The sequence below is a fragment of the Phytoactinopolyspora halotolerans genome (genome assembly GCF_010550675.1).
GTDB classification, from domain to species: Bacteria; Actinomycetota; Actinomycetes; order Jiangellales; family Jiangellaceae; genus Phytoactinopolyspora; species Phytoactinopolyspora halotolerans.
On sequence record NZ_JAAGOA010000012.1, the window covers coordinates 109,467 to 136,050 of the forward strand.

The 26,584-nt window shown below is 67.7% G+C and carries 23 protein-coding genes; 10 read left to right on the forward strand and 13 right to left on the reverse strand.

Features of this window, described 5'->3' with window-relative positions; genetic code table 11:
- Nucleotides 1–12 precede the first annotated feature (12 nt).
- Together G1H10_RS17495 and G1H10_RS17500 are read right to left on the reverse strand one after the other, a co-directional pair.
- On the reverse strand, nt 13–1,053 hold the full coding sequence (locus G1H10_RS17495; RefSeq protein ID WP_163740117.1) for a DUF8832 domain-containing protein: 1,041 nt from the start codon (nt 1,051–1,053) through the stop codon (nt 13–15).
- Between the two features lie 243 nt (nt 1,054–1,296).
- On the reverse strand, nt 1,297–1,785 hold the full coding sequence (locus G1H10_RS17500) for an Lrp/AsnC family transcriptional regulator (RefSeq protein ID WP_163740119.1): 489 nt from the start codon (nt 1,783–1,785) through the stop codon (nt 1,297–1,299).
- Nucleotides 1,786–1,855: 70 nt separating this feature from the next.
- On the opposite strand from G1H10_RS17500, the gene G1H10_RS17505 reads away from it, so the two are divergent.
- Both G1H10_RS17505 and G1H10_RS17510 read left to right on the forward strand, forming a co-directional pair.
- On the forward strand, nt 1,856–2,827 hold the full coding sequence (locus G1H10_RS17505) for a threonine ammonia-lyase (protein ID WP_163740121.1): 972 nt from the start codon (nt 1,856–1,858) through the stop codon (nt 2,825–2,827).
- Between the two features lie 391 nt (nt 2,828–3,218).
- Nucleotides 3,219–3,743, forward strand: a complete 525-nt coding sequence (locus G1H10_RS17510; RefSeq protein ID WP_163740122.1) for a hypothetical protein — start codon at nt 3,219–3,221, stop codon at nt 3,741–3,743.
- A gap of 13 nt (nt 3,744–3,756) precedes the next feature.
- Here G1H10_RS17510 and ligD read toward each other — a convergent pair whose 3' ends face one another.
- On the reverse strand, nt 3,757–4,725 hold the full coding sequence (ligD, locus tag G1H10_RS17515) for a non-homologous end-joining DNA ligase (RefSeq protein ID WP_216853382.1): 969 nt from the start codon (nt 4,723–4,725) through the stop codon (nt 3,757–3,759).
- A 76-nt stretch (nt 4,726–4,801) separates the two neighbouring features.
- Entirely contained in the window at nt 4,802–5,593 is a 792-nt protein-coding gene (locus G1H10_RS17520) for an ArsR/SmtB family transcription factor (RefSeq protein WP_163740124.1), read from the reverse strand.
- A gap of 300 nt (nt 5,594–5,893) precedes the next feature.
- Here G1H10_RS17520 and G1H10_RS17525 point away from each other — a divergent pair, with 300 nt between their 5' ends.
- Nucleotides 5,894–6,604: a 4a-hydroxytetrahydrobiopterin dehydratase gene (locus tag G1H10_RS17525; protein WP_163740126.1), complete on the forward strand. Its 711-nt coding sequence runs from the start codon at nt 5,894–5,896 to the stop codon at nt 6,602–6,604.
- A gap of 96 nt (nt 6,605–6,700) precedes the next feature.
- Here G1H10_RS17525 and G1H10_RS17530 read toward each other — a convergent pair whose 3' ends face one another.
- Complete coding sequence (locus tag G1H10_RS17530) at nt 6,701–7,003, reverse strand: hypothetical protein (RefSeq protein ID WP_163740127.1); 303 nt, start codon at nt 7,001–7,003, stop codon at nt 6,701–6,703.
- A gap of 126 nt (nt 7,004–7,129) precedes the next feature.
- Here G1H10_RS17530 and G1H10_RS17535 point away from each other — a divergent pair, with 126 nt between their 5' ends.
- A complete protein-coding gene (locus tag G1H10_RS17535; RefSeq protein ID WP_163740129.1) occupies nt 7,130–7,906 on the forward strand; it encodes a hypothetical protein in 777 nt (258 codons plus the stop codon).
- Nucleotides 7,907–8,043: 137 nt separating this feature from the next.
- Here the strand turns inward: G1H10_RS17535 and G1H10_RS17540 are convergent, their stop codons facing one another.
- From G1H10_RS17540 to G1H10_RS17555, 4 genes are all read right to left on the reverse strand, one after another.
- A complete protein-coding gene (locus tag G1H10_RS17540) occupies nt 8,044–8,832 on the reverse strand; it encodes a class I SAM-dependent methyltransferase (RefSeq protein ID WP_163740131.1) in 789 nt (262 codons plus the stop codon).
- 229 nt (nt 8,833–9,061) lie between these two features.
- Entirely contained in the window at nt 9,062–9,238 is a 177-nt protein-coding gene (locus tag G1H10_RS17545; RefSeq protein WP_163740133.1) for a hypothetical protein, read from the reverse strand.
- 101 nt (nt 9,239–9,339) lie between these two features.
- On the reverse strand, nt 9,340–11,487 hold the full coding sequence (locus tag G1H10_RS17550; RefSeq protein ID WP_163740134.1) for an alpha-amylase family protein: 2,148 nt from the start codon (nt 11,485–11,487) through the stop codon (nt 9,340–9,342).
- A gap of 64 nt (nt 11,488–11,551) precedes the next feature.
- The gene (locus G1H10_RS17555; protein WP_163740136.1) at nt 11,552–12,037 is read right to left on the reverse strand and encodes a GNAT family N-acetyltransferase; all 486 of its coding nucleotides are present in this window, start codon (nt 12,035–12,037) and stop codon (nt 11,552–11,554) included.
- Between the two features lie 139 nt (nt 12,038–12,176).
- Here G1H10_RS17555 and G1H10_RS17560 point away from each other — a divergent pair, with 139 nt between their 5' ends.
- Complete coding sequence (locus tag G1H10_RS17560; protein WP_163740138.1) at nt 12,177–13,247, forward strand: ABC transporter ATP-binding protein; 1,071 nt, start codon at nt 12,177–12,179, stop codon at nt 13,245–13,247.
- Nucleotides 13,248–13,305: 58 nt separating this feature from the next.
- Here the strand turns inward: G1H10_RS17560 and G1H10_RS17565 are convergent, their stop codons facing one another.
- The gene (locus G1H10_RS17565; RefSeq protein WP_163740140.1) at nt 13,306–13,542 is read right to left on the reverse strand and encodes a hypothetical protein; all 237 of its coding nucleotides are present in this window, start codon (nt 13,540–13,542) and stop codon (nt 13,306–13,308) included.
- A 124-nt stretch (nt 13,543–13,666) separates the two neighbouring features.
- Nucleotides 13,667–15,184, reverse strand: a complete 1,518-nt coding sequence (locus G1H10_RS17570; protein ID WP_163740142.1) for a glycoside hydrolase family 76 protein — start codon at nt 15,182–15,184, stop codon at nt 13,667–13,669.
- 285 nt (nt 15,185–15,469) lie between these two features.
- Here G1H10_RS17570 and G1H10_RS17575 point away from each other — a divergent pair, with 285 nt between their 5' ends.
- The 5 genes from G1H10_RS17575 (at nt 15,470) to G1H10_RS17595 (ending at nt 21,099) form a co-directional block, all read left to right on the forward strand.
- The gene (locus tag G1H10_RS17575; protein ID WP_163740144.1) at nt 15,470–16,780 is read left to right on the forward strand and encodes a glycoside hydrolase family 125 protein; all 1,311 of its coding nucleotides are present in this window, start codon (nt 15,470–15,472) and stop codon (nt 16,778–16,780) included.
- A complete protein-coding gene (locus tag G1H10_RS17580) occupies nt 16,777–17,751 on the forward strand; it encodes a carbohydrate ABC transporter permease (protein ID WP_163740146.1) in 975 nt (324 codons plus the stop codon). Before G1H10_RS17575 ends, G1H10_RS17580 begins: the two co-directional genes overlap by 4 nt.
- Complete coding sequence (locus tag G1H10_RS17585; RefSeq protein ID WP_163740148.1) at nt 17,748–18,686, forward strand: carbohydrate ABC transporter permease; 939 nt, start codon at nt 17,748–17,750, stop codon at nt 18,684–18,686. Before G1H10_RS17580 ends, G1H10_RS17585 begins: the two co-directional genes overlap by 4 nt.
- Nucleotides 18,687–18,732: 46 nt before the next feature.
- Entirely contained in the window at nt 18,733–19,980 is a 1,248-nt protein-coding gene (locus tag G1H10_RS17590) for an ABC transporter substrate-binding protein (protein WP_163740150.1), read from the forward strand.
- Between the two features lie 84 nt (nt 19,981–20,064).
- Nucleotides 20,065–21,099: a glycoside hydrolase family 76 protein gene (locus G1H10_RS17595; protein ID WP_163740152.1), complete on the forward strand. Its 1,035-nt coding sequence runs from the start codon at nt 20,065–20,067 to the stop codon at nt 21,097–21,099.
- Here G1H10_RS17595 and G1H10_RS17600 read toward each other — a convergent pair.
- Nucleotides 21,096–22,208 carry a GntR family transcriptional regulator gene (locus G1H10_RS17600; protein WP_163740154.1) on the reverse strand — a complete coding sequence of 371 codons (1,113 nt, stop codon included), beginning with the start codon at nt 22,206–22,208 and terminating at the stop codon, nt 21,096–21,098. The genes G1H10_RS17595 and G1H10_RS17600 overlap by 4 nt on opposite strands.
- 70 nt (nt 22,209–22,278) lie before the next feature.
- Nucleotides 22,279–26,553, reverse strand: coding sequence for a cation-translocating P-type ATPase (locus G1H10_RS17605; protein WP_163740156.1), 4,275 nt, complete (start codon nt 26,551–26,553; stop codon nt 22,279–22,281).
- Nucleotides 26,554–26,584 lie beyond the last annotated feature (31 nt).

Consider the following 26,584-nt stretch of genomic DNA (forward strand, 5'->3'; position numbering starts at 1 on the left):
TCGATCGATCGATCAGTGGCCGTGGCCGGCGTCGCTGTCGGCGTCGGCGTCGCTGTCGGCGTCGCTGTCGGCGCCGCCTTGGCCCGAGTCATCAGCGGCGTCGCCAGCGGTCAGCGTGAACTCGGCCGTGCGGACCTGCCCGTCCACCTGGAAGTCCAGGAACAGCCGGTAGGTTCCGGCAGTCGGTGTCTCCACGACGAATCGCACGTCCGGACCCGATTCAGTCACTCCGTCACCGGGTTCGCCGTCGGGATGTACGTGGAGATACGCGAGGTCGCCGGTGCGCAGGGCGACCAGGTGACCATAAGCGCCCAGGTACGGTTCCAGATCCGTCACCGGCTCGCCGTCCCGCTCGACCGAGGCGGTGAGTTCCGCGCTCTTCCCGGCGATGAGCTCTCCGGCGAGGGTGACCGTGTAGCCGTCGACCTCGGCGACGTTCGAGTCCGCCGGCGGCGCTTCCGGTACGAACGCCCCGCCCACCTCCACTGTGCGCGCGAGCGTCAGACCTTCCCCTAGCGCCGTCGGCTCGAAGTCGGCGAACACCTTGTAGGTGCCGCCGCTCGCCCACTCCCAGTCGATCGACCAGGTGCCGTCGCTCTCCAGGGTCGGATGGACGTGCCGGTAACCGACGGTGTCGGTCCGGACGACGATCAGGTGGAGCTCCTGCTCATGCGCCTCGGTGAACTCGACCACCGGTGCCCCGTCCGGTCCGGTGATGCTGAAGCTCAGCGTTCCCTCCTCCCCTGCCGACCGGGGCGCGGTGATCGCCGAGAGGGTATAACCCGCCTCGGACACCTGCAGGCCGGCAGGAAGGTGGTTCGCGGACTCGGCGCCGGCGTGCCCCTCGGCGCCGTGTGCCTCGGGTTCATCGGACTCGCGCGCCCCAGGCTCATCGGCACCACGCGTACTGAGGTCGTCCGTCGTGTGCTCGTCCGTCGCATGTTCGTCCGGCCGGTCGACCGGGCTTCCGGTCAGGCTGCCGATGCCGAGTGCACCGGTGAAGGCGGCGGCCAGGACGCCTACGTAGACGGTGATCTTGATCGGTGTGTTCATCGTCTGGACTCCCCACTCTGCGGCTGGTCGGTACTGGGCATCACGGCGCTCCACCTACAGGCAGTGAACCCATACCTGGCAGGGGTATCTCTCATGACGCATGACCATACCCCCTAGGGGTAATTCGCGCAACAGGCGGTGGACCGCGGCATGTGCCACGGGTAGGGAGGTCATCTCCCAGAGACGGGCTCCCGGCCCTGGACGGGCATGGTGACCACCTAGCCGGGGAATGACGTTCGGCCGCTACCGCCCAGGGCCTTCCCCGAGCGGTACCGTCAAGCCGGCCTTGACCGTCTCGAACGCGGGCAACGTCTCGTACCGGGCGACAGCGCCGCCGTCGACGAACAGCCTGTACGAGAGCTCGCGGTTCTCCTCGATACCCCGGGTCAGCACAACCACGACGTAATCCCACTGGCCGACGATGGTGTAGCACTGCTGCACCGCCGGCTCGTCCTGCATGCGCCGGCGGAACGAGGCGTGATGGTCAGGGTCGTCATCGGTCAAGGCGACCAGCACCACGGCGAGCAGGTCTGCTCCGACGGCACGCGGCTCCACCACGGCCACGGTGGAGCGGATCACGCCCGCCTCGGTCAGTCGCGTCAGCCGTCGCTGCACCGCGCTCGGCGACAGCCCGACCTCGTCACCGAGCTCATGCAGAGGACGCTTGGCATCGCGCTGCACCAGATCGAGCAGCCTGTAGTCGAGCTCATCCAGTGGGACGGATCGCTTCACGCAAGAATCTTGCGCTGAACCGGGAGAACTTTTCAATCGGCGCCCGGCCGTTTCACTCTACGGTTTCAGCATGGACACACCCCCTGTCGAGGCGGACATCGATATCGACCTGGACCGCATCACCGAGGCCGCGACCGTCATCGATCCGGCCTTCCTGAACACGCCGCAATACGTGGACGAGCAGCTCTCCGCACGACTCGGGCGACGGTTGATGGTCAAGGTCGAGACGCTGAATCCACTGCGCAGTTTCAAGGGGCGCGGTGCGACGTTCCACGTCCGGCAGCTCCCGGTGGGAAGCACCGCGGTCTGTGCCTCCGGTGGCGGCAACTTCGGTCAGGCCATCGCCTACGCCGCGGCCGGGCGTGGCCTGAATGCAGCCGTGTTCGTCCCGGCCACGATGTCGCGCGTGAAGGTGGAGCGGATGGAGTCGTTCGGAGCGCGGGTGCACGTCGTCGACGGTGATCACCAGCAGGCGGCGCGGACGTTCGCCGACTCGGCCCCAGAGCGCGTCATGGTCGAGGATGGCCGTGACGTCCGGGTCGCCGAGGGTGCCGGCACCATCGGCCTGGAGCTGACGCGCGAGGGCGGATTCGACACGCTGGTCCTTCCCGTCGGGGACGGCGCACTGATCACCGGCGTTGCCCGCTGGGTCAAGGCACACGAGCCGGACGTCCGGGTGGTCGGTGTCGGCGCGGCCGCCGCGCCCGCGCTGGTGGAGAGCTGGCGCGCGGGCGAGGTGATGCGCATCGAGCCTCGCAATGCGTTCGCCGCCGGGATCTCCATCGGCCGGCCCTACCCCGAGGCCGTGCTCCGGACGCGAGCGCTCGTCGACGACATGGTGCTGGTCGAGGACGACGAGCTGGTGGCCGCCATGCACCTCGCCGCCACTACGCTCGGCGTTCTCCCCGAGCCGGCCGGTGCGGCCGGCATCGCCGCCGTCGCCGGGAACCATGTCTCCGGCGAGCGGATCGCGACGGTCATCACCGGCGCCAACGCTGACCTGGAGCTCTACGCCGACGCCTGGCCGCGTTCACACGCCTGATGCCTGCCGCGCCCGCACCCCAAGGCGGGCTGCTCCGCCGCTGTATGACCCTGGACACGCCGAGGCTTTGAGATGAGGGCGACATGCGCGTCGCCCGAGTCATCACGGTCGCCTCACTGGAGTTGAATTAACTCAACACTAGGAGTAGGCTGACCGTGCCGAAACATCCCAACAAAGAGATCCGCGCTGTCATTGCCGAGTTCGAAGCGGCGGGCTGGCGGATCGAGCCGAGCCCAGGGCACCCGTGGGGCCGCGGCTATTGCCCAGGCGGACCGGAGTATTGTCCGCCTCGGTCGATCTGGTCGACGCCACGAGGATCCGAACGCTTCGCCAAGCGGCTCCGCCACTATCTGAACGAGTGTCCATATGGCGACTGGAAGGACGAGCATTGATGCCTTTCTACGTTTTCGAACTGGAACTCGTCGGCAATATTGACGAGTCGCTCGACGCCCTCTACGAGGCCGGCTATGACGACGCGGTCGTCGGGGGCGACGAACGTGGCGGCTCCGCTGGATTCGATCGCGAGGCCGGGAGCGCGATCGAGGCCATCATGTCCGCCATCGACCAGGCCGAAGCCTGCGGGCTCGAGGTCGTCGGTGTCACCGAGGACTTGGTCACCTTGGGCGAGATCGCCGAGCGTGCAGGCAGGACGCTTGCGGCGGTGGAGAACTGGGTGAAGGGGCGCCGCGGACCGGGCGGCTTTCCCGAGCCCAGGGTTCCTCGTCCACGCGCGGCTCTCTACAGCTGGGCGGACGTCTCCACATGGCTCTCCGCAGGGGGCGTCGTCGAGATCAACCCCGTCGTTCTCGAGACGGCGCACGCGTGCTCGGTGATCGACGCCGCCATCCGAACTCGGCGCGGACTGCGTGATCTCCCGGACGAAGACCGCGCCAAGGTCGTCCAGCTCGTCGCCTGACAGGCGGCGGGGCTCAGGACGGCTCGTCGGCGGCTGCCCGGGCGGCGCGGGCGCGCCGTTTACCCTCGTGCATCGCCTGCACCCGCGCCACCGGAATGGTGTGCCCCTCCTCGATCAGGTCGACGGGTAGCCGCTGTGCGTGCGGCATCTGCTCGGCCCATGGATCGCCGTCGCGGATCAACCCCGCAACGGTGCGCACGGTGAAGTCGCGTGGATGGACGTCGTCCAGGTGCTCCCAGTCGACCGGCCAGGACACGGGCGCGCCGGGCCGGACACGCGGGCTGTAGGCGGCCACCACGGTCGCTCCCCCGGCGCGCGTCGAGTCGAGGAACACCTTGCCGTTCCGGTCCTCCCGGATGTACGCCGTCGTCGCGAGCGCCGGATCGAGACGTTCGGCACGCGCCGCCACCGCGCGCGTCGCCGCGGCGACGTCCTCGATCGGCACCGGCCCCTGCACGGGCACGAAGATGTGCATCCCCTTCGCGCCGCTGGTCTTGACCGCACCGGACAGCCCGGAGTCCGCTAGTGCCTGCCGGATCAGGCGAGCCGCGCCGACCACCGTGTCGAATCGGTCACCCTCCGGCGGGTCGATGTCCAGCACCATATGCGTCTGCTGGTCCGGATGCTCCGCCGTCACCAGCGTCACGTGATACTCGATCGCTCGCTGGTTGGCGAACCAGAGCAAGGTACGACGATCGTTGCAGATCGCGTATGCCACCTCGCGCCGGGACGCCTCGGCCCACATCGATACCGACTCGATCCATGACGGGGCGTACTTCGGGAGGTTCTTCTGCATGAACGGCGCCTGTCCGCGGACCGTGCGGACCACGGACAGCGGCCGCCCTCGAAGCTGCGGGAGAATGCGATCACGGACGGCGTCCAGATAGTCGACCAGGTCGCGCTTGGTGGCATCCGCCTCCTCGAACAGCGGCTGGTCGAGGTTGGTCAGCGACACACCGTCGCGTGTCTCGTCGCTGCTCATCAGTTCACCGTCCCGGTCGTCTGCTCTCCTGAGTATCTACTCTTCACCGAGAACAGACCACCGGGCGACGCGGAACTCATCGCTGCGACGGCAACGGCTCCCCGGTCTCCAGCAGCGTCTTCAGGCTGGACAGCAGCTCCGGCCAGCCCTGGCTGACCATCTCCAGCATGGTGCTGTCCGGTTCGAAGCCGTCATGCACGACGGTCAACTTGACCATGTCCCCGTGCGGTTCGATCTCGAAGGTCACCTTCGAACGACGCTCCCCGCGAAGCTTCTCGGCCGTCTCGTCGTCGAGGTCGACCGCCTTCGCGAACTCGGGCGTCACCGTGTGCCAGGTGAAGGAGAGCCGGCGATACGGCTCCGATTCCAGGACCACCTGCTCGGGGTCCGCCATCGCGACATCACCCATGTTCCAGACCATCGTCGAACCGGTCTGCCAGTCGGTGTCGAAGGTGACGTGCCAGTAGCGGCGGGTGAACGCCGGGTCGGTCAGGGCTCGCCAGAGCTTCTCCGGCGTGGTGTTGATATACGTGGCGTAGACGAACTCGGGCTTGTCCATCGGGTTCTCCTCCAGCGCTCTCTTCAGGTCGGCGAGTGCATGCACGCGCTCGCGGTGGTACCGGTTGATCCAGCGGTCGGAGATGGCGTTGATCGGTTCGGCGTTCAGGTAGTGCAGCTTCTCCCGGCCCCGCCACACGGTGGTGACCAGGTTCGCCGCCTCCAGCACGGCCAGGTGCTTGCTGACCGACTGCCGGGCCATGGCCAGTTCGGCACACAGCTCTCGCAGCGTCTGGCCATCGCGAGCATTCAGGCTGTCCAACAACCGACGACGACTGGCATCAGCGAGCGCCTTGAACACCTCATCCATCACCAGACCATCCTCCAACATGCAGCCTCGCGGCTGCATATCACAATAGGCAGCTACTTGGCTGCATGTCAAACACGAGCACCTGGACCCACACGTAAGCCTTTGCAATGCACACATATACGCACCGCCCGCGTATATGTGTGCATTGCAAAGGGAGCGGCAAGTGCTCCCGTCGGAGATGTCCGCGGCCGGCATCAGCGTCCACGGGGACGCCCCGCGAACGGTCCGCGCTGGAGAAGGATCCGCAGGCATCGCCCGTCCTGCGCGCGCAGCCGTCGCTCCGGTGCCATGATGGGGTTGATGGACGATCAGGCATTCGGCGCGGACCGGAAGCTGACCCGGCAAGAGGCATCCGACGCCGTCATGGAGCTGGGCTGGCGCTACGTCCTGGGCGCCTTACAGTCCGGTGTGGCGATCAGCAGGCTCAGCCAGGCCGCTGACATCGCCGCGCTCGCCACGGACGTCGCCGGCGCGCACGCCGACCGTCACCTGCGCATCGACCTCCGACGCGACCGCGTCACGCTGACCTTGCAGACGCTCGAGGTGGCCGCGGTCACGGCGCGCGACGTCGATCTCGCCGAACGCATCTCGGCGGCCATCGACGACCTCGAGCTCACCACCTCAGCCGAGGTCGGAGGTGCGCAGCGCTCGGTCCAGACCATCGAGATCGCCATCGACGCCATGGATATCGCGGCTATCCGGCCGTTCTGGAAGGCGGTCCTGGGTTACACCGACGAGGCTGGTCGCGCCGGCCCGAGCGATCCGCTCGTCGATCCGTTCGGCCAAGGACCCGCCGTATGGTTCCAGCAGATGGATGTGCCGCGGCTCGATCGCAACCGCATCCATCTGGACATCTCGGTACCGCACGACGAGGCCCAACGTCGGCTCCAGGCCGCCCTCGACGCCGGCGGCACGCTCGTCTCCAACGACCGCGCACCTGCGTTCTGGGTGCTCGCCGATGCCGAGAGCAACGAGGCGTGCATCACCACCTGGCAAGGTCGCGAGGGCTGACCGGACCAGACACCGAGAACTACCGGACCGCATCGCTCACCACGGTCGGCACGGCGGTTGCCGTTTGTCCCCGGCACGGCATCGTGACATGTCGGCCTATCGGCTCTGTCGGCGGATCTTCGCGTACCGGGACCATTTCCCGATCGCGCGGAAGAGCGCGAAGACGCTGAATGCTGCGCTCAGGATGACGAAGATCCAAGGGAAGCGGTCGCCTGCTTCGAAGCCGCGGAAGTTGTCCTCGTATCCCCCCGCCTGCGCGACGGCCCAGCCGCCCCAGGACAGCCCGAGGGCAACCAAGCCCGCACCGACGAAGCCGGTCCACGCAATGGCGATCCGGCGCGCGCCGTCCGGCGTGTCCGGGTCGACCTTGCGCCGGTCCGGAGTAGGGGACGGTCGCACGCGGCCAGGATAGTCGATGTTCAGGCCGCACTCGGGTGACGATGGCGTATCCGCTGAAACACATCCACCGGGGCACAGGACACCGGCACCGGAGCCACTGGTTAGATGCAGACATGAGATGCAGACGTGAGCACAGTGTCTGACGACACTCGTGCGGCGCAATTCGCCGTCCGCAGCCGCAAGGTCGTCATCGTGGCCGGGGTGGCACTCATGACGGGAGGGGCCTGGGCCCTCGTGAGCGGGCGTACGGCGCTCGGCATCGTCCTGATCGTGGTCGCCGGGCTCGCGGTCCTCGCCCGCGGCATGTGGACGGTGCGACGCGGGATGAAAGCGATCTCCACGCATGAGAAGCCGCAGATTCCGGAGACCGCCGTCCGCACCCAAGCCGACCCGGCGCCAATCGACCGGGTGGTCGCCGAACTCGTAGGGATGAACAGCGACGGACTCCCGTACCTCATCGCCGCGTCGCACACGGCGGCCGGCGTTCGCGTAGAGGTGCGCTGGAAGGTCGAGGAGATGCGCTGGCGGACCTTGTTCGTGCGGGGGAAACAAGCCTATGCGTGGCGCATGGAGGTCGACCTCGACCCCGCCAAGGCGCAGTACACGTTCGCCGAGTACTCCGGATCGGCATCGGTCCGCTCTGCCCTCAGCCCGGGCGGCGCGTTCGTGCACGCCGACTGGAAGTGGAGCCGCGGCAAGACCGCAGGGAAAAGGTCCGCGACGTTCGCCGAGGGGTCGGACGGTCAGGTCACCGTGCAAGGCGGGTTCGGACCCCGGACTTCCTGGGAGGGTGCAGTCGGGATCCGCCCGGCCGACGCTAAGATCCCGGTGTTCACCGTGCTGCGGAACAACGGCTGGCGCCCGCGCCTCGACTGGTTCGGCGCACGGCTCTTCGAGAAGTAGCGGCACTCCGACGTGACGTGCACGCCGATGCTGACGGCGACGAGGCGTGCACGCCACCCCGGTCAGGCCGCGACGACCGGTCATTCGGAGCCGGCCGGCCCACTGGGTATTTCTGTCGCGTCCATCCTTCGAACCGCTCAGGGCTTCCGCGCCTGAACGAGGAACCGGTGGTTGTGCACGGTGAAGCCACCGTCGGCGCGGATGTGGGCGTCGATCGCCCGCAGCTGCCGGTCGAAGGCGTCGACGTCGAACCCGGGCACCTGCCAAGGCACGGCGCGCAACTGGAAGACCACCGCCCCGACGTCGAGGAACCGGCAAGCCGGGAACTCTTCCTCCGCACGGTCGACCACCAGCCCTTCGGACCGCAGCGCCGCAACCATCGCGTCCCGCGTGTGCGCGCCGGCGTCGTCGCCCGCAGCGCTGACACCCAGACCCTGATTGAACTCCAGGTCGTTCCGGCTGCCGACCTGCTGTGTGAGGAACATCCCGCCCGGACGCAGCACGCGCGCGACCTCAGCCGCGTCGAACGCGCCGTGCCGGTTGAGCACCAGATCGACGTCGCCGTCCGAGAGCGGCAGCGCCGACGCGTCGCCGTATCGCACCTCCACACCCAAGGGCTCCAGCCGCGCTCTCGCGACGGGCACGTTCGGCGGGTACGGTTCGGTGGCGATCGCCGACGGCAACGGGGCGAGGCTCGCCAGCATCTCCCCGCCGCCGGTGTCGACGTCGAGCAGCGCCGTCGCCGCATCGATCGCCCGCCGGGCCAGCGACGGGTAGTGCCAGGACAGTTCTTCGCTGACGACGCGGCCCGACAACCAGGAGAAGTCCCAACCTTCGAGCCGCGCGCCGTCGGCCTCGGCGACCTGCTCCTCGTACGAGCGGTCGCCACCGTAGACCCATCGATGGTCGGGAGCATAGTTCGGCATAAAGTTCCTCATGCGGAGATGGAAATAGAACCACTGAACGTGCGGCCGAGCTGCACCCTTCGCGTCGCCAGGGACACATCCCGGGCGTCACCAGACGTGAGGCGGACCGCAGAAGCGGCTAGTTATCTCGCATGTGCAGCAGCATAACGGCCGTACCCCATCGCCACGAGCAAATTCAGGACGGCGGCTCAGCTCTGGTCGTCCGTGATGTCGATGAAACGGCCGGCGGTCAGGAGCGGACGCACGCGCTGGAATCGAGTTCGGCCGCCACTTCCACGTCCTCGGCGAACGCCGCCACCGCCAGTGCACGGCCACGGCAGCAGCCCATCAGCAACTCCACGAGCCGAGGACTGATACCGAGAAACGTCGCCGCCGCCACCTGCGCCTCGGGACCAAGGCCAGTCACCGCACGTTCCGCTGGCCCGCGAACACTCGCCAGCACCCCACAGGTCTTCCACCGCCGCACGTAAAGAGCCGTCACACCACGTGCCCCCGGCCGCGATCATGTCAGGATGTCGAGTCCTCCGCGTAGGTCGCAGCAATCATCACGATCTCCGAAAAATCTTGCAGAGTACACTCCAGCGAGCCGTCGCTATGGATCTCGAACGGAATGTCCCCTCTCGACGGCAGTTCCTGAAGGGATACGAAGCTGGCTCCATACGGACACGTCACCCCCAGCCTGGTGCGCCCGACGTGGCGAGCCCGACTATTGAGCAGTACCAGCCGAATCATAGAATCATCGACGTGGTGAAAGGCAGAAACGCTCACGCTTGGATGTGCTTCACACCAGAATGATCGCTCGCGCACAAGAAGAGACTGGACGATCCCCGCAAACATCCGATCGTTTATCTCCGCCTCGTCGGTCTCGACATCAAAGGCGCTGTAAATGACGGTCCCAAGCCCGGCCTGGTTCTTGACTATGACAAGGGCATCAGTATCCGAGTACGGAGGGAAAGAGTGCATCGATGACCATTGGCGATCCTCGGCGTTCCCGATCTTTGGGTGAGCGTAGGGCAGCGTGAGGTGCGCCAACACGGTCGAACTATCATCCTCTTTCAGCCACAACAGGCCACCAGAAAGTGAGCTCTCGCTGGGATCCACACCCAAATAGCGCTGTGGACTCACCCAAGATCTGGCCTCGTCAGTGGCCGGCCGAGCATAGACCATACCGGTCTCGTCTTCACTCAGCAACTCAATACCAAAGAGGTCCGACAAGCTAAAGTTGGCGAACGCGAATCCAGACGTGTCGACCAGAGATGTGTACTTACTGGCGTAGAGATGTCCACCATTGTGCACGTACGCACGCAGAGCGTCGATCTCCACCGCATCCATACGCTCTACGTTAGGGAGGACGGTTACCTTGAATTTATCGAGCTCATCCAACCGCTGACGAGTGACCACGCCGAAGGGAATATGGCCCCGCTGCAGTGCCCTGCACGCGCCACGCACAGCACGAAAGTGTGGAGATTGCTTGATCATCGAAAATGATCTGTCGGACAAGCTCATACCATTCTCATCGAAATCCGTTTTCGAGTCGCTTGACATGTATACGCCGACATCCTCCAGCGCTTCACCGCCAAGAAACTGGTCATACTTCGAGAGGCCCGAAAATATCTTCGCCACGCGATCATACGTGCCCGGGTTCGCGGTGCCTATTGGATCGATGGCGTCAATAAAGGTCATCGCCGTTGACTCAGCCGCAGCAGTCAGCGCTTGCATACGCATGTGTTCTTCATACTTCAGCTGAACATGCTCGCCCGCGCTGTTCGTGCAGAAGGCCATAAACTCTACAGGACGAGACTTCGACAGGTTCCTCATCAGCTTGATGACCATCAGCTGCTCAATTTGATCACCGTACAAATCCCCACCGAGGAAGGCACTCGCTTCGGTGACCGCGAAAGGGACGGCAAAGGTCCAGTCAAAGAGGGCGGTGGCGAAGTTGTGGTAGAACGGCATTCCCGGTCGCGCTTCTTGAGCGGCATCGGCGACAAGGTGCTGGAATTCGATGATCCACCTTTCCCGCGCCGCTTGAAAGCAACACCACTCCGTGGAAAGCCAGTCGATCGTGCGCGGAATCTCTCGCCCAGTCTCATTCTGATAGCGATCGCGACAGTGCTGACACACGCAGACACCCGGCCAAAATGACATATCGCAGAAGCCACAATCAACATCGTAGTTCGAAAAAAGTTCGGTCACCTGGGCAATCACGTACTCCCGATAGCCGGGGTTATTGGGGCAGCATGACGCGTGCCGGTCCCATGGCGACGGCGATCTGGGCGCTTCCACTATCCTCGTTCGCCAATCAGGCCGGTTCTCAGCCGCCCAACTGTCGAACACCATCGAGGTGTATGCGCATGTGGCGATACCCCGCTCCCGCAAGGCACTGAGAGTCTCGGCTACAACGTCTCGCCGGCCGATTCCTGGATGCTTTCGGCCCACTTCTGTCGGCCAGAAGGACAGGCCCGTCATAGCCTTGCATGAGAACATGACCGAGCTGAGGCCAGCCCTCTTGTACAGGTCCGCCATGCTTGCGGGATCGAATTCGCGAAGAAAGGCGGGATCCCAGCTCGGAATCTCCATGTCGACCAGCATCCGTCGCCAACCCTGTTGGTACGCGTGCGCGGCGAGTGTCGAGGATGTCGATTCCCGCGTCATGTAGACCTCCTTTGCGGCTCGTCAGGTATAGCCCCTAGCTTCCAGGGAAGTACCCCGCGCCCCGTCAGAGGTATCGGTGCATGACGTGCAGGCCGACGCGGCCCTGCGTCGCGTGGTCGAACGCCTCAGGCACCGTACCGATGATCTGGAACCCGAGCGACTTCCATAGCCGGACTGCGGCATGGTTGCACTCGACCACGGCGTTGAACTGCATGGCGGCATACCCGTTCGCGCGTGCCCAGTCGACGACGTACTCGCCGAGTGACCGGCCGACGCCCCGGCCCCGCGCGTGTTCGGAGACCATGAAGCTCGCCGTGGCGACATGAGATCCGCGCCCGGGGCGGTTCGGGCCCATCTTCGCCGTGCCCAGCATGTCCGTTCCATCGGTCGCCACCACAGTGTGTCCCGGAGGCGACTCGACCCAGACCGACATGGCGTGCGCGGAATCCCAGGCCGGATCATAGGCGTAGGTCTCCCCGGCGAGCACCACCTGCCGGAATATCGGCCAGACGGCATCCCAGTCGGGATCGGCGAAGTCGCGGATGTGCATGCCTCGCACGCTAACAACGCCGACGGCGACAATCGATCGAATATCTCAGCGTCCGGTACTGGGTCCGGCTCCGGCCACTGTTGACTCAACCTTCCCGAGGAGCAAAACTAGTATTTCGACGCATCACTCCGGAGGTGTCATGGCGACGACGACGTCGATCGAGATCACGCACGATGCTGCCGCCTCCGGCAGGGAGCCCGCCGAGCCGCTGATAGCCGTGCGCGACCTGTCGGTCAGCATCGACGGCAATGAGATCGTCACCATCGACCAGCTGGACATCCCGCACGGCGCCCGCCTGGGCCTGATCGGCGAGTCCGGCGCCGGCAAGACCATCACCGCCCTGAGCCTGCTCGACCTGCAGCCCCGGCACGCCACCCGAACCGGCTCCGTCCGCCTCGAAGGGCGAGAGCTGGTCGGTCTCACCGATCGAGAACTCAGCCGGATCCGCGGGGCGGACGTCGGCGTGGTCCTGCAGGATCCGGCCAGCGCGCTCAACCCGCTCACCAAGGTCGGCCGTCAGGTCGACGAAGCGCTACGCCTACATACCTCCATGTCAAGGCGCGAGCGCAAGGAGCGCGTCATCGAGCTCATGTCGCAGGTTCAGCTCCCTGACCCGAACCGCCTCCGCCGCCGCTACCCGCACCAGCTCTCAGGCGGCCAGCGCCAGCGCATCATGATCGCCATCGGGATCGCGAACAGCCCGAAGCTCCTCATCGCCGACGAGCCCAGCTCGTCCCTCGACGTCAACGTCCAGGCCGAGATCCTCGATCTGCTGGTCCGCCTCGGTGAGGAGCAGCAGATGGGGATCCTGTTCATCAGCCACAACCTCGGCGTCGTCCGCACCATCTGCGACCGGGTCGCCGTGCTCTACGGCGGCACGATCGTCGAACAGGGCCCGGTCGACACGGTCCTCGGACATCCGCGGCACTGGTACACCGAGGCCCTGATCGCCGCCAATCCGGAGCAGCTCGCCTCGGACGGGGTCGAGGGATCGCTCAACCAACCGCTGTGGCCTATCCCTGGCGAGACGCCGTCGCCCGGGCACTTTCCGAGCGGCTGCCGGTTCAGCAACCGATGCCCGCACGCCACCGACGCATGTGCGGCAGCGCCACCGATCACCCGCAGCGCCGACGACACGTCGTTCACCTGCTGGAACCCCGCGGATCCTCAGCCGACGACGCCTACCCCGGCCAGCGGCACGCCCCGGTAGCGGGCCGGGCACGTCAGCCGTGAGGTGCCGTGCCCGGCCCTACGGTCAGTTCCGACGGCTACTTACCCGAGGGGTTGCACAGGCTGAAACCCTGATGCGAACCGGGCTTGTGCTCCTGGCCGATGATCCCGTCGTGGGCACCCGGGACGATGTGGTGCTCGGCGTACTCCCGGCCGCTGAACTCCCCGTCGCCGTCCGAGTCGTTGCACGGACCGGCTTGGTGAGCCGAGGCCACGCCGGCGCCACCGAACAGCAGCGCGGCCGTGACGAACGCCGTCGAGACGAGCTTCTTCATGGCGGTACCCCTTCTTTCGTGTACGTGCCGATGGGTCACCCCTCTATACGACGGCCGGGCGAAAAGGGATTGCGCATTCTGGCATCCATCGATGTCCGGCGAGTATCGAGTGCCGCGGAACGGCTCACAAGGCGAGCACGAGACGGTCGATGTTCACATAGTCAGTGCTGCCGGCAGCGGCGTCGAATCGCAGCACAATCGTGTTGTGGCCGCTCTCCAGCGGCACCGACGCAGAGACGGTGGACCACTGGTCCCAGCCGCCGGTCCGGGGAAACGACACCGAGGCTGCGCTCGCGCCGTTGACCTCCAGTGAGCGGACGGCGTCTCCGGCGCCCGCGGCGAACCGCAGCTGCATCGGATAGGTGCCGGCGTCGACGACGTTGACGTGGAAGGTGACGCTGGTGCCGTCGGCGTTCCAGCCGGCCAGGTAGCCGCGGCCGGTGAAGCCGGCGGCGCTGCTCTCCGAGTCGATACCGTCCCGCACGGCGTTCTCCGCCTCGTAGACCCCCGAACCTTCGATCACACCGGTGTACCCGTCCGGCGTCGCCTGCTGCATCACGGCGACGCCGGCCGCCGCCGCGAGGCTCTGCATAGGCACGGTGTCCAGCTCGGCAGTGGGCGCCGCCCAGTTGTATCCGCCGATGCCGGACGAGTTCAGATGGTTCGCCGCCTGCGTGGCGTTGTCGGTGAGCAACTGCTCGTACTGGGTCTGGCCGGCCTTGTCGATCAGAGCGCGGATGTTGCGGGTCAGAATGGCCTTGAATCCGCCGGCGTCGTCGACGCCCTCGTACAGGAACGTCTCAGACGATGTCAGGTTCTGAGCCGCCCAGTCCACCGCGGACGTCGCGTCCGCGAGATACGCGGCATCCCCGCTGTGCAGGTACATCTCCAGTGCCGCACCGGCGAAGTTGCCCTGGTTGTACGTCCAGTCCCAGTCGGTGTACTCGCCGTCGCCGGCGACATGGTCGCGCAGGTGCCCGTCCTGGTTGAAGTTGGCATCGAGCCAGGCATAGATCCGCTCCGCCGTATCCAGGTACGCCCGGTCCCCGGTCGCCGCGTACAGACGCATCGCGGTGTAGACGGCGGTGGCGTTCGTGGCGACGTTCTTCTCGTTCCTGGTGCCGTCGCCGACGTCGACGTTCTTCCACCAGATGCCGCCGCCGTAGGTGGTGTCCTCGTAGGCGGCGATGAAATCGAACATGGCCTGCGCGGCGTTCAGGTACTCCGGATCTCCGGTGATCTCGTAGGCACGGATGCTGCCGCGCGCCCACCACCCGATGTCGTCGTTCCAGTCGTTCTCGCTGAAGTCGGGATACGCGGCCCGGAAACCGTCGTAGACGTCGTCGATCAGCTGACGCGAGTCCGTGCTGCCGGTGCGTTCGTAGGTGTCCATCACCATCTCCCACAGCTGCGCCTCCCACCAGTAGTCCGTGTAGAGGCCGCCTTCCGGTCCGTGCGCATGCTCGGGGTGGATCTCATGGTCGCTATAGGTGAAGAAGTAGTCGGCCTCGTCGTCCCAGTAGACGTCGACGAAGGCATCGAAGGCATCCTCCGCCTGATCCGGCGTCAGGCCCGTAGCGACCGGGGACGTGAACACGGTCATGATGCCGGCGGCTGCGATGGCGAGTGGCGCGATCCTCACTGATCCTCCTAAGCTTACCAATATATTGAATCTTGAACCTAACCGCAGTGCCGCCAGCCGTCAATGTTTCGATGAGCGCGAGAGTCACATCCGCGCCGAGAACGTCGTCGATCATCGCCCCCCGGCATACGCGCTGATCAGGCCTGCTCCCGGCCACCCCCGGCTCCACCGCCGCGCGGAACGACATCATCACGAAATAAACATATTCAAAGGTTTCAATAGATTCTTTGGGCTTGCTGGTCTACACTCGCTACGATCCAGCGCCGACGCCGAGGAGGATGCACTGTGGCTCATTGGACCGACGGCCTCGTCCGGGAGGTCACCGGCGATGTCCGGGCAGAACTCGGAACGTCGGTGGCACGCGTCTTCGAGCGCTGCTACGCGGACACCCTGGGCTCGACCCTCACCGAGCTCCCGGACGGCACCGTGTTCATGCTCACCGGCGACATCCCCGCGATGTGGCTGCGCGACTCCACCGCCCAGCTCGCGCCGTACCTGCACGTCGCCGCCCGCCACCGCGGCGTCGCCGACCTGCTCGCCGCGGTCTCGCGCCGGCAGATCGACTACATCGCCGTCGACCCCTATGCCAACGCGTTCAACTCCGCACCGAACGGCCACGGTCACCATGCCGACCTGACCGAGATGTCGCCATGGGTCTGGGAGCGCAAGTACGAGATCGACTCGTTGTGCTTCCCCGTCCAACTCGCCTACGACCTCTGGACCGCCACCGGACGGACCGACCATCTGGGCGAGCCCTTCCGCTCCGCCGCCCGCACCATCATCGGGCTCTGGCGCACCGAGCAGGACCACGAGAACCGCTCCCGCTATCGGCTCCAGCGGCTCGACGGCCCGGCCAGCGACACCCTCACCCGCGAAGGCCGCGGACCCGAGACCGCCCTCACCGGCATGACCTGGGCCGGGTTCCGCCCGAGTGACGACGCGTGTACCTACGGGTACAACGTGCCCGGCAATATATTCGCGATCGTCGCGCTGGGATATATCGCGCAGCTGGCCGACGAGGTGCTCGACGATGCCGTACTCGCCGCCGACGCTCGGTCCCTGGGCGACGAACTCGAGGCCGGCGTCGCCCGGTACGGCACCGTCGTCCATCCGGAGTTCGGCGAGATCTACGCCTACGAGGTGGACGGCCTGGGAAACGCCGTGCTCCTCGACGACGCCAATATGCCCAGTCTGCTCTCGCTGCCGTACATCGGCTGGTGCGCACCCGACGATCCGATCTACAGCGCCACCCGCTCGTTCGTGTTCAGTGAGCACAACCCGACCTTCACCGTCGGCACCGCCGCCCGCGGGTTGAGCAGTCCGCATACGCCGCCGCGGCACATCTGGCCGATCGCGCTCGCCGTCGAAGGGCTCACCACCGACGACGCGGCCGAGAAAGAACGCCTCCTGCAGACCCTGCTGGCCACCGACGCGGGCACGTCGCTGATGCACGAGTCCTTCCACGCCGACGACCCGAGCACGTTCACGCGTGCGTGGTTCTCCTGGGCGAACGCGATGTTCTGCGAGCTCGTGCTGGACATCGCCGGACTCCGCACCGTCGAGCGGCAGCGTGCCGTGAGGTCGACCAGGCCATGACCGCGTCCCGGATTCCACCCGCCGACGGCACCGTCGCCGTCGTGACCGACCCCGCGCGGCCGCCTGGCCGGGCGCGGCCGGCGCGGACCACCGCGAAGCAGATACGCCGCAGCGCCTGGCTCTTCCTGCTCGCGCCATGCGCGTTGTTCCTGATCTTCGTGCTGCTGCCGAACGTGATCGCCGCCGTGCTCAGCTTCACCGACTACGCCATCGTCGGCGACACGGCGTGGGTCGGGCTGGAGAACTACGCCCGCATCGTCGACGATCCGTACTTCTGGATCGCGCTGCGGAACACGGCGTACTACACGGCGCTCTTCGTGCCGATGGGGTTCGCCATCGCACTCGGCGCGGCTCTGTTGCTCAACCGCAGCCGCCGGGCGGTCCGCCTGTTCCGGACGCTGTTCTATGTCCCGGTCGTCTCCTCCACGGTGGCCACCGCAACGATCTGGTACTGGCTGCTCAACCCGCAACGAGGCCTGCTCAACGTCGTCCTCGGCTGGTTCGGCATCGACGGCCCGGCCTGGCTCTACGACTCCGAATGGGCGATGTTCGCGATCGTGCTGATGTCGGTCTGGGCCACATTCGGCACCAACATGATCATCTTTCTCGGCGGCCTGCAGGGCGTGCCGCGTGACCTGTATGAGGCCGCGAGGCTGGACGGAGCCAACGCCTGGCAGCAGTTCCGCTACGTCACGCTGCCGTCGCTCTCCCGGACCAGCTTCCTGGTGTCGACGCTGCTGATCATCGCCGCGTTCCAGGTCTTCGACCAGGCCTACGTGCTGACCAAGGGCGGCCCGGGCAACTCCACGATCACGATGGTCTACTACATCTACGACAAGGGCTTCGGAGCGCTGGAGATGGGTTACGCCTCCGCGCTGTCCTTCGTCCTCTTCCTCATCATCATGATCTTCTCCATCGCCAACGCGTGGATCTCCCATCCCCGTGAGAAGCGGAAGGCGGCGCCACGATGACCACCATCTCGCGACCGGGCGTCGACGACCGGGTGCGGTCGCATTCCGCACCGGCCCGCCGCAACACGAAGCCGCGCCGCGCGGGCGTCACCACCGCGTGCTGGTACGTCGCCGTCGTCGCGCTCAGCGTGGTGACCGTCGCCCCGCTCGTCTGGACACTGTCCACCGCGCTCAAGCCGGCAGGCGAGATTCTCGGCGGTGCGCTCAACCTGATCCCGGAGAACCCGACACTGCAGAACTTCCGGGAGGCCTTCACGGCGGTGCCGTTCGCCCGGTACCTGCTGAATTCGCTGATCATCGGCGTCGGCGGCGCCGTCACCAACGTCTTCTTCGGCGGCCTCGGCGGCTATGCCCTGGCGAAGTTGAACTTCCGCGGGCGCAAGGCGCTGTTCGCCCTGTTCCTCTCTTCGCTGATGATCCCGGGGATCGTGACGATGATCCCCTCCTTCCTCATCCTGCGGTACTTCCCGCTCGCCGGAGGCAACGATCTGCTCGGTCAGGGCGGCCTGGGGTTGATCAACACCTATTGGGCCGTTCTTCTCCCGGGAGCCGCCGGCGCGTTCGCGGTGTTCTTCATGAAGCAGTTCTTCGAAACCCTTCCGGACGAGCTCGGCGAGGCCGCCCGGATCGACGGGGCGAGCGAGTTCCGCATCTTCGCGCAGATCTACTTCCCGCTCGCGAAGGCCGGGCTCGCGGTGCTGGCCATCCTCACCTTCCAAGCGGGGTGGAACAACTTCCTCTGGCCGCTCATCGTCTTGAACAACCAGGAGATGATGACGGTCCAGGTGGGTCTGGCCTCATTCGTCAACAACTACGAGACCAACTTCGGTCCGCTGATGGCCGGCACGGTACTCGCCAGCCTGCCGGTGCTGGCGGTCTTCATCGTCGCACAGCGCTACATCATCGAGGGCGTCGCGCACGTCGGAAGCCGATGAGCCGCCGCCCGTCCACACCCACGCACACCACCACCTGGAGGATTCGATGAAGAAGCCCACCACCCTGCTCACGACGGCGTTCGCCGCACTGCTCGCCGTGGCCGGCTGCTCGTCGGGCGACGACGGCGGCGCCACATCCGAGGGGCGCGAAGACGTGGTGATGTGGGGGTCCTGGTCCGGGGAACAGGTCGACCAGCTCGAGGAGCAGGCGGCCGCGTTCAACGAGTCGCAGGACCAGTACGAGGTCAGCTATGTCTCTCAAGAACTCGTGGAGGAGAAACTGCTGACCGGCTTCGCCAGCGGCGACGTGCCTGACGTCGTGCTGTGGGACCGCTATCAGACGTCGCTGTACGCCCCGAAGGGCGCACTCGCACCGATCGACGACTACGTCTCCTCCGACGGCGTCGACACGGGCATGTTCTACGAGCCGGCGGTGGAGGAGATGACCGTGGACGGGACCCTGTACGGTCTCCCGCTGCTGGTCGACAACCGGTCACTGTTCTACAACACGACGCTGCTGGACGAGGCGGGCGTCGATGTGCCGGACACATGGAGCGGGCTGAAGGACGCGGCCGAAGCGCTGACCGTGCGCGACGGTGGCACCCTCACGCAGGCCGGGTTCGACCTCGGCGATCCGGGGCTGTTCAACATGTGGCTCGCGCAGGCCGGCGGGCATCTGGTCACCGAGGACGAGACGGCCACCGCGTTCAACAGCCCCGAAGGACTCGACGTGCTCCGGTTCTGGCAGGAGCTACTCGACGCGGGCGTGTACGAACAGGGCTTCGGGGATGGCATCGACGCGTTCGCCGAAGGCTCGACGGCCATGAAGCTCGACGGCCCGTGGGCGCTGACCTCGCTCGACGCCGTCGACGGGCTGGAGTACGGCGTCGCCGAACCGCCGCGAGGTCCAAACGGCGACACCGGCGCCTACATGGGCGGGTTCGGCCTGGTCATCCCCGAGGGCGCCACGAACGCCGACGGCGCCTGGGAGTTCATCAAGTGGTGGACGACCCAGCCGGAGAACGGGGTCGACTTCGGCAGGATCTCCGGCTGGATCCCGGCGAACGTCGAAGCCGCCAACGATCCGTACTTCACCGACGACGAGCGGTACGCGGCCTTCATCGAGACCATGAACTACGCCCAGGTCCGGCCCAGTGTCGAGGGCTACTCCGACGTGGAAGGCAAGGCGCTCGTCCCGGCCCTGGAGCAGTTCCTCTCCGGCGAGCTCTCCGCCGAACAGGCGCTCAACCAGGCCCAAGAGCAGGGTGACCGCATCCTGGCCGACGCCCGCTGAGCAGCCACGGCACCCGCACGACCAGCCGACGCCACGCGGCACGGCACGACAACACGACACGGCAACACGACACGAATGGTGCGCATGAACAGCGAGATCCCGACATGGCCGGAACGGGCCGACATCGCCCAGCGAAGCCTCGACCACTACTTCGGCACTGACCGGCCCCAGTTTCTGGAGAACTACCACCCGGCCGGAGCCGGCGACAGCACCACGTTCAACTACTGGTGGCTGGCGCACGTGATCGATGCGCGGATCGACGCCTGGGAGCGCAGCGGCGACGGCCACTGGCTCGACCTGGCGCGTCGTACCCACCAGAACATCCTGGAGCGCAACGGGGGTTCGCTGTTCAACGACTACTTCGACGACATGCTGTGGCTCGGCCTGGCGCTGCTCCGGCTGGCCGGGGCGACCGGCGACGAGCGCTACCGCCGCGACACCGTGGCGATCTGGGAGCACGTGGTGGCAGAAGGGTGGAACGACACCTTCGGGCCGAGCCTCGCATGGCGGAAGCCGCAGCTGGACTACAAGAACACCCCGGCCAACGGACCGCTGGTGATCCTCTCGGCCCGGCTCGCGGACAGCGAGTACCTGCGGTACGCGCATGCCGCGTTCGACTGGCTGACCCACACGCTCGTCGGCGACGACGGGTTCGTCGAGGACGGCATCAACCGGGAACGCGACGGCCGCATCGACCGGCACTGGCAGTTCACCTACAACCAGGGCCTTTACGTCGGCGCGGCGGTCGAGCTGTACCGGCGGACCGGCGACGCCGAGTACCTGAAGCGCGCCACCCGCACCGCCCTCACCGCCGTGGATCGGCTCAGCGATGGCACAGTCTTCCGCGGCGAGGGCAGCGGCGGCGACGAAGGACTGTTCAAGGGTGTCTACTATCGCTATCTCGGCCTGCTGCTACCGCTGCTGTCCGCCGACGATCCGGACCGAGCGAGGCTCGAGCGATTCGTCCGGGACAGCACGGACGCCCTGTGGCGCACGTGCTACCACGACTGTCACCTCCGCGCCGGCAACGACTGGTCCGCCCCGTCCGCGGAACCGATCCCCTACTCCACGCAGCTCAGCGCGATCATGGCGATCGAGCAGCGGTGCCGCCTCGGCTAGTCCGCGCGGGGCGGCGCCGTCGAGTCTCCCTCGATCAGCTCCGTCGGCAGCACCACCTTCTCGACCTGGCGGCGGTCGTGAATCTGGGCCTGGACCCGCTCGATCGCCGTCCGGCCGAGCTGACGCTGCTGCTGGCGGACGTGGGTGAACCGGAACAGTCCGTCGTCGAAGTGCGCCTCGGGGTGGTCGAAGCAGACGATCGAGATGTCGTCCGGGACCGCGAGGCCGATCCGGCGGCACGCCTCACGCAGCAGCAGCGCGATGTTGTACTCGGCGGCGAGGTAGCCGGTGATGGCCGGATGGTCGCGGACGAACGCCGTCAGGGCCTCGATGTCGGCTTCCTTGTCCGTAGTGCTGCCGGGGATGGTCGAGGCCAGCGTGCGCAGCTCGGCACTGTTCTCCAACGGGATGTGGAAGGTGGCGTGCGCGTGCACGTAGCCGTTGCGCCGGTCGTCGCTGGTGGAGACGTGACTGGCGGAGCTGACGAAGCCGACCGTGCGGTGTCCGAGCTTGAGCAGGTGCTCGGTGGCGTTCCGCGCCCCGCCGAGATTGTCCGAGCACACCGCGGAGACCGGGATGCCCTCGAAGATTCGGTCCAGGATCACGATCGGGAACTGCTGGGTGACCAGTTCGAGCGCCGCAGGTGGGATGTACTCCGACGAGCTCGGCAGCAGCACCAGCCCGGCGACGCCGGCGTCGATGAGCGAGCGGATGTGCTCGTCCTCCTGGTCGACGTCACCCATCGACCTGGTCACGATCAGGTGCGCGTCGGTACCGGCCGCCGCCATCATTCCCTCGATCACGTGAGTGCCGAAGGTGTCGTCGAAGTTGGTCAGCACCATGCCGATCAGCGGCGTCCCTGCTGCGGAGTCCCCGCCCGTGCGCTGCGGCGCCGGCGTCGAGCTGGTCACAAAGGTGCCGAGACGCGGGCGCCGCACGATGAGCCCGTCAGATCGAAGCAGCTCGAATGCGCGCTTGACGGTGATCGCACTGACCGAGAAGGTCCTCGACAGCTCGGCCTCGGACGGTAACTTCGTTCCGACCGGGTACGTCCCGTCGAGGATCCCCCGACGCAGCGCCTCGTAGACGCGCTTGTACAGAACGGCCATGGCTCTCCAAAGTAGAATGAATATATTCAATCTACAGGATGCCGGGTGCCACGCGCGATGCGGCGCGCCGTCAGCGCGCTTCTATGCTGCCCCGCCGCGCGGCCTTGGCTGCCACCACCGTCCCGACGACGGCGGCCCCCAGCACGATGGTCCACGCCACCGGGCCCAGCGGCGTGCACCCGAGGAACTGACTCAATCCCGGCGTCTGCACCGCGGCGATCAGCGCCAGCACCGACGCCGCCGACGTACCCACCACCAGCTTGCTGTCCCGTCCGATCAGCAGGGTCTGCCCCAGCTGGGTCAAGACCAGCGCCGCCAGGCCCATGGTGCCGGCGCGCTGCCGCCGACCGGTCCAGCGGCCGGCGGTCCAGGCCAGAGTCGCACCCAGTGCGGTGGCGCCGCCGCGCACGGCCACCGCCCTGGTCAGAGACGAGCCGAGCAGGGAACCGACCGGCTCGTCGTCGTCCGCATCGTCGTTGCGTCCGCCCGCGACCGCGATCGCCAGCGCGGGGAACATGTCGGTGAGCATGTTGACCAGCAGCATCTGCCGCGTGTTGATCGGCGCCTGTCCGGCCAGCGTGGTCCCCAGCACCATGAAGGCGACCTCGCCCGCGTTGCCTCCCACCAGGATCGAGACCGCGTCCCGCACCCGTCGCCACAACGCGCGCCCCTCCAGCAGCGCATCATGCACCTGCCGCATGTCCGCGCCGCTCAACACCAGATCGGCGGCGGACTGCGCCGAGGCCGACCGACGCGCTCGCACGCCGATACCCACGTCGGCCATCCGGATCGCCGCGGCATCGTTGATGCCGTCGCCGATCATCGCCACCACCCGTCCGGACTTCTGCAGTGCGGCGACGATCTGCGTCTTCTGTTCCGGGGTCACCCGCGCGAAGACCGTGCACTCCGCCACCCGGCGGATCCGTTCCCGCTCCGGCATCCGCTCCAGGTCGGCGCCGGTCAGCACCTCGCCGTTGGCGATGCCGGTCTTCGCCGCCGTCGCCCGTGCGGTCTCCGGGTGGTCTCCGGTGACCATGATGGGGCGCACACCCGCGTCTGAAAGCCGGCGCACACCCTCCGAGGCGTCCGCACGAGGCGTGTCGGCTATGCCGACGAAGCCGAGCAGGGTCAACTCCCCCACCAGCGGCTCGACGTCGTCGGTCTCCTCCGGCAGGTCGTGCCGTCGCTCCGCCACGGCCAGCACCCGCAGCCCGTCGGAGGCCAGCTCCTCGGCCATCGCCGACGACGGTGCGTCGCGGCACATCGGCAGCACCGACTCCGGTGCTCCCTTGACGGCCAAGACCATGCCGTCGTCGTCCAGCCGGCCCAGCGTCGCCGAGTAGCCGCGCTGGGTCTGGAACGGCAGCTCGGTCACCGACTTCCAGCCGTTCCGGTGCACCTGCCCGGCCACGTCGGCATGCTCTAGCACGGCCCGGTCGGTGGCATGCGGCACGGACCCGACACGGTCCGGCGGCACATCCGGGCTGGCGTGTGCGGCGGCCGCGAGCAGCGACCGTCCCTCCGCGCCGTCCGGGTCCAGGTCCGCGTCGGCGGACGCCAGCCGGCTGACCCGAAGCCTGCCCTCGGTGAGCGTGCCCGTCTTGTCGAAACACACCACGTCCACCCGGCCGAGCGCCTCCAGTGCACGCGACGCCCGCACCAGGGTCCCCTGCCGCGACAGCCGCCGCGCTCCACCGGCCTGCGCCACCGTGGCCACCAGCGGGAGCCCTTCCGGAACCGCCGCCACCGCCACCGAGACGCCGGCCGCCACCGCGTCCCGGAGTGGCATGCCGCGCAGCATCCCGATACCGGTGACCGCGGCACCGCCGATCGCCGTCGCCGGTAGCGCCTTCTTGGTCACCTCGTGCAGTCTCGCCTGCACACCGGCGGGCCGAGGGGCGCTCCGCGCCGTCCGGGTGGCACGGCCGGCCTCCGTGGCCTGCCCCGTCGCCACGACGACGGCGTAGGCCGACCCGGTCAGCACGCTTGTCCCGTCGAACACCATGCCGCTGCGTTCCGCCACCGCCGCGCCCGGCGTCGCCTCCGTGTCCTTCGGCACCGGCATCGACTCGCCGGTGAGCGACGACTCGTCGACCTCCATCTCCTCCGCCGTCAGCAGCCGGGCGTCGGCCGGCACCAGGTCGGACCCGCGCAGCTCGATCACGTCGCCCGGCATCAGCCGGCGCGCCGGAACCTTCTCCACCTTCGCGTCGGCGAGCCGGTCCAGATCCTCGACGACGACGCGACGCGCCACCACCTCCTGCTCTGCCGTCAGTTCCCGCAGGGCGCGCTCCGCGCGCAGCCGCTGCACCCCGCTGAGCATCGCGTTCCCGGTCATGACCGAACCGACCAGAATGCCGTCGACCCCGGATCCGACGACGGCCGAGGCGACCGCCCCGACCGCCAGCACCGGTGTCAGCGGGTCACTGAGCTCGTCCCGGACGGACCGGAGCATGCCGAGCGCGTCCCGGCTCTGCTCACCGATGACGCCCACACCGGGAACGGTGAGCTCCAGCACAGGGCGCAAGGCGCGCATCGGCCACGACCCGTCCGCGCCGTTCGGCGACGGCATCGACGCACGCCGCTGCAGCCGGTGGTAGACCTCGTGCGGGTCCAGCTCATGCCAGGCCACGTGCTCGACGCGTCGCGGCTCACCGAGCCGGGTGGCTCGCAGCCCGGCGGCCGTCCCGCGGGCCAGTGCCAGCAGCGCCGCGACCTGCACCGGAGCCAGCCCGAAGGAGGACAGCCGGGTGCGTGCGGCCACCAGGGCATGCAGCGCGCCGAGCGCGGAGCCGGCCTGCGCCAGGTGGACCGAACTCTCACTCACCGCGCAGGCGACCGCCGCCGCGCGCAGCACGCGCCAGACGTCGGCCAATCCGTTCTCGCTCGCGACCAGGTCCGCGGACCACCAGGCCGCCGTGTTCGTCCCTGGGAGGGCGACGCCGACGTCGGCGGCGACCAGTGCCTCCTCGTCGTCCGCGGACACCACCAGCACGCCATGCCCCTCGCCCTGCAGCCGCCGGACGTGGTCGGTCAGCGTCCCGTCGTCGATCGTCTCGTCCACCCGGGCCAGCAAATCCTGCGCCGCCGGATGCGTGCTCATCAGTACCGTCGACCCACCACTGCCGGCGGCGTCGAGTACCGCGTCCGCGAGCGGGTCCGGTTCCCCGTCATCGGAGACCAGCACGCCGGCGTCGATCACCACCGCGGAGACCCGGTCCAGCCGGCGGTACGCCCCGGCGTTCATCGTCACCACGCCGCGCCGGGACATCTCCCTGCCGACCGCGGTGGCGAATCCCTCGCGGCCGTACCGGGCCGCCCTAGGCACCGCCGCCTGCAGCGCATCGGCGGCCCGGCCCGCGTCGCGGGTGAGTGCCAGTACCGTTCCGGCCACACCGGGAGCCAGCGGCGCCAGCCGATCGTTCCATCGCTCGATCGGGCCCTTCGGTCGCGGCCCGGGCCGCGGCGGCGGGTGCGGCGCCGACCGCGGAACGGATTCCGCCCGGCCGGCCAGCTCCGGCTCCCGCCGCTGCCACGTCCGGCGGCGGCTCACCACATCCGCGAGCAGCGACGTCCGATACAGGCTGTCGACGGCCGGCGTCGCGATGCCTTGGGACAGCCCGTGCACGGCGGCATTCGCCAGCGTGAGCACGAAATCTGTCTCGATCGGTCCGATCCGGCGCTTCAACCCCCGCCGCAGGTCACGCTCCACCTCCAGCAGCGCCAGCGCGCTGCGGAGCCGCCGCGGCAGCGGAGAGATCCGGAAGAAGGTCTGGAACGCCGCCGCGCCGGTGGCCACGCAGTCGGCGGCCAGCTCGGTCGCCACCGCGGCGATCGGCGTCGCGTCGCCCGGATGGGTCGGCTGCCGCCAGGAGAAGTCATCACTCCGGGTGCCGTGCTCCCGCTCCACGTCACGGACCGTGTCCAGCAGGGTCGACAGGTCCACCCGGCCCTCGTCGAACGCGACCAGCACCTGCCCGGTCACCGCGTTCACCTGGGCCCAGCGCACACCCTTCAGGCCACGCAGCGCCCGCGGCACGCTCTGGGCCAACCGGCTACGCCGGCCGGTGTCCGCCGCCGTCATGCCGCGGACGTCGATGTGTGCGGTACCGTCACCGGACCAGACCCGGCGCTGCTGCCGTCGCGGATGCGTATCGGTGAGCGCACGGGTCGCCGCCAGCGCTTCCCGCGCCGGTTCGTTCGGCAGCATCTCGGCGGCCGCCCGCGGGAGCGCGGACGCCGCCTTCGGTACTGAGGACAGGGCTTGCGTGGCAGCCTGCGGCAGCACCTTCGCCGTGCCCTTCGCCACGCCTACCGTGTAGGCGGCACCAGACACTCCGGCCATCACCGCACGCGCTCCTAGCCGCGCCACGCCA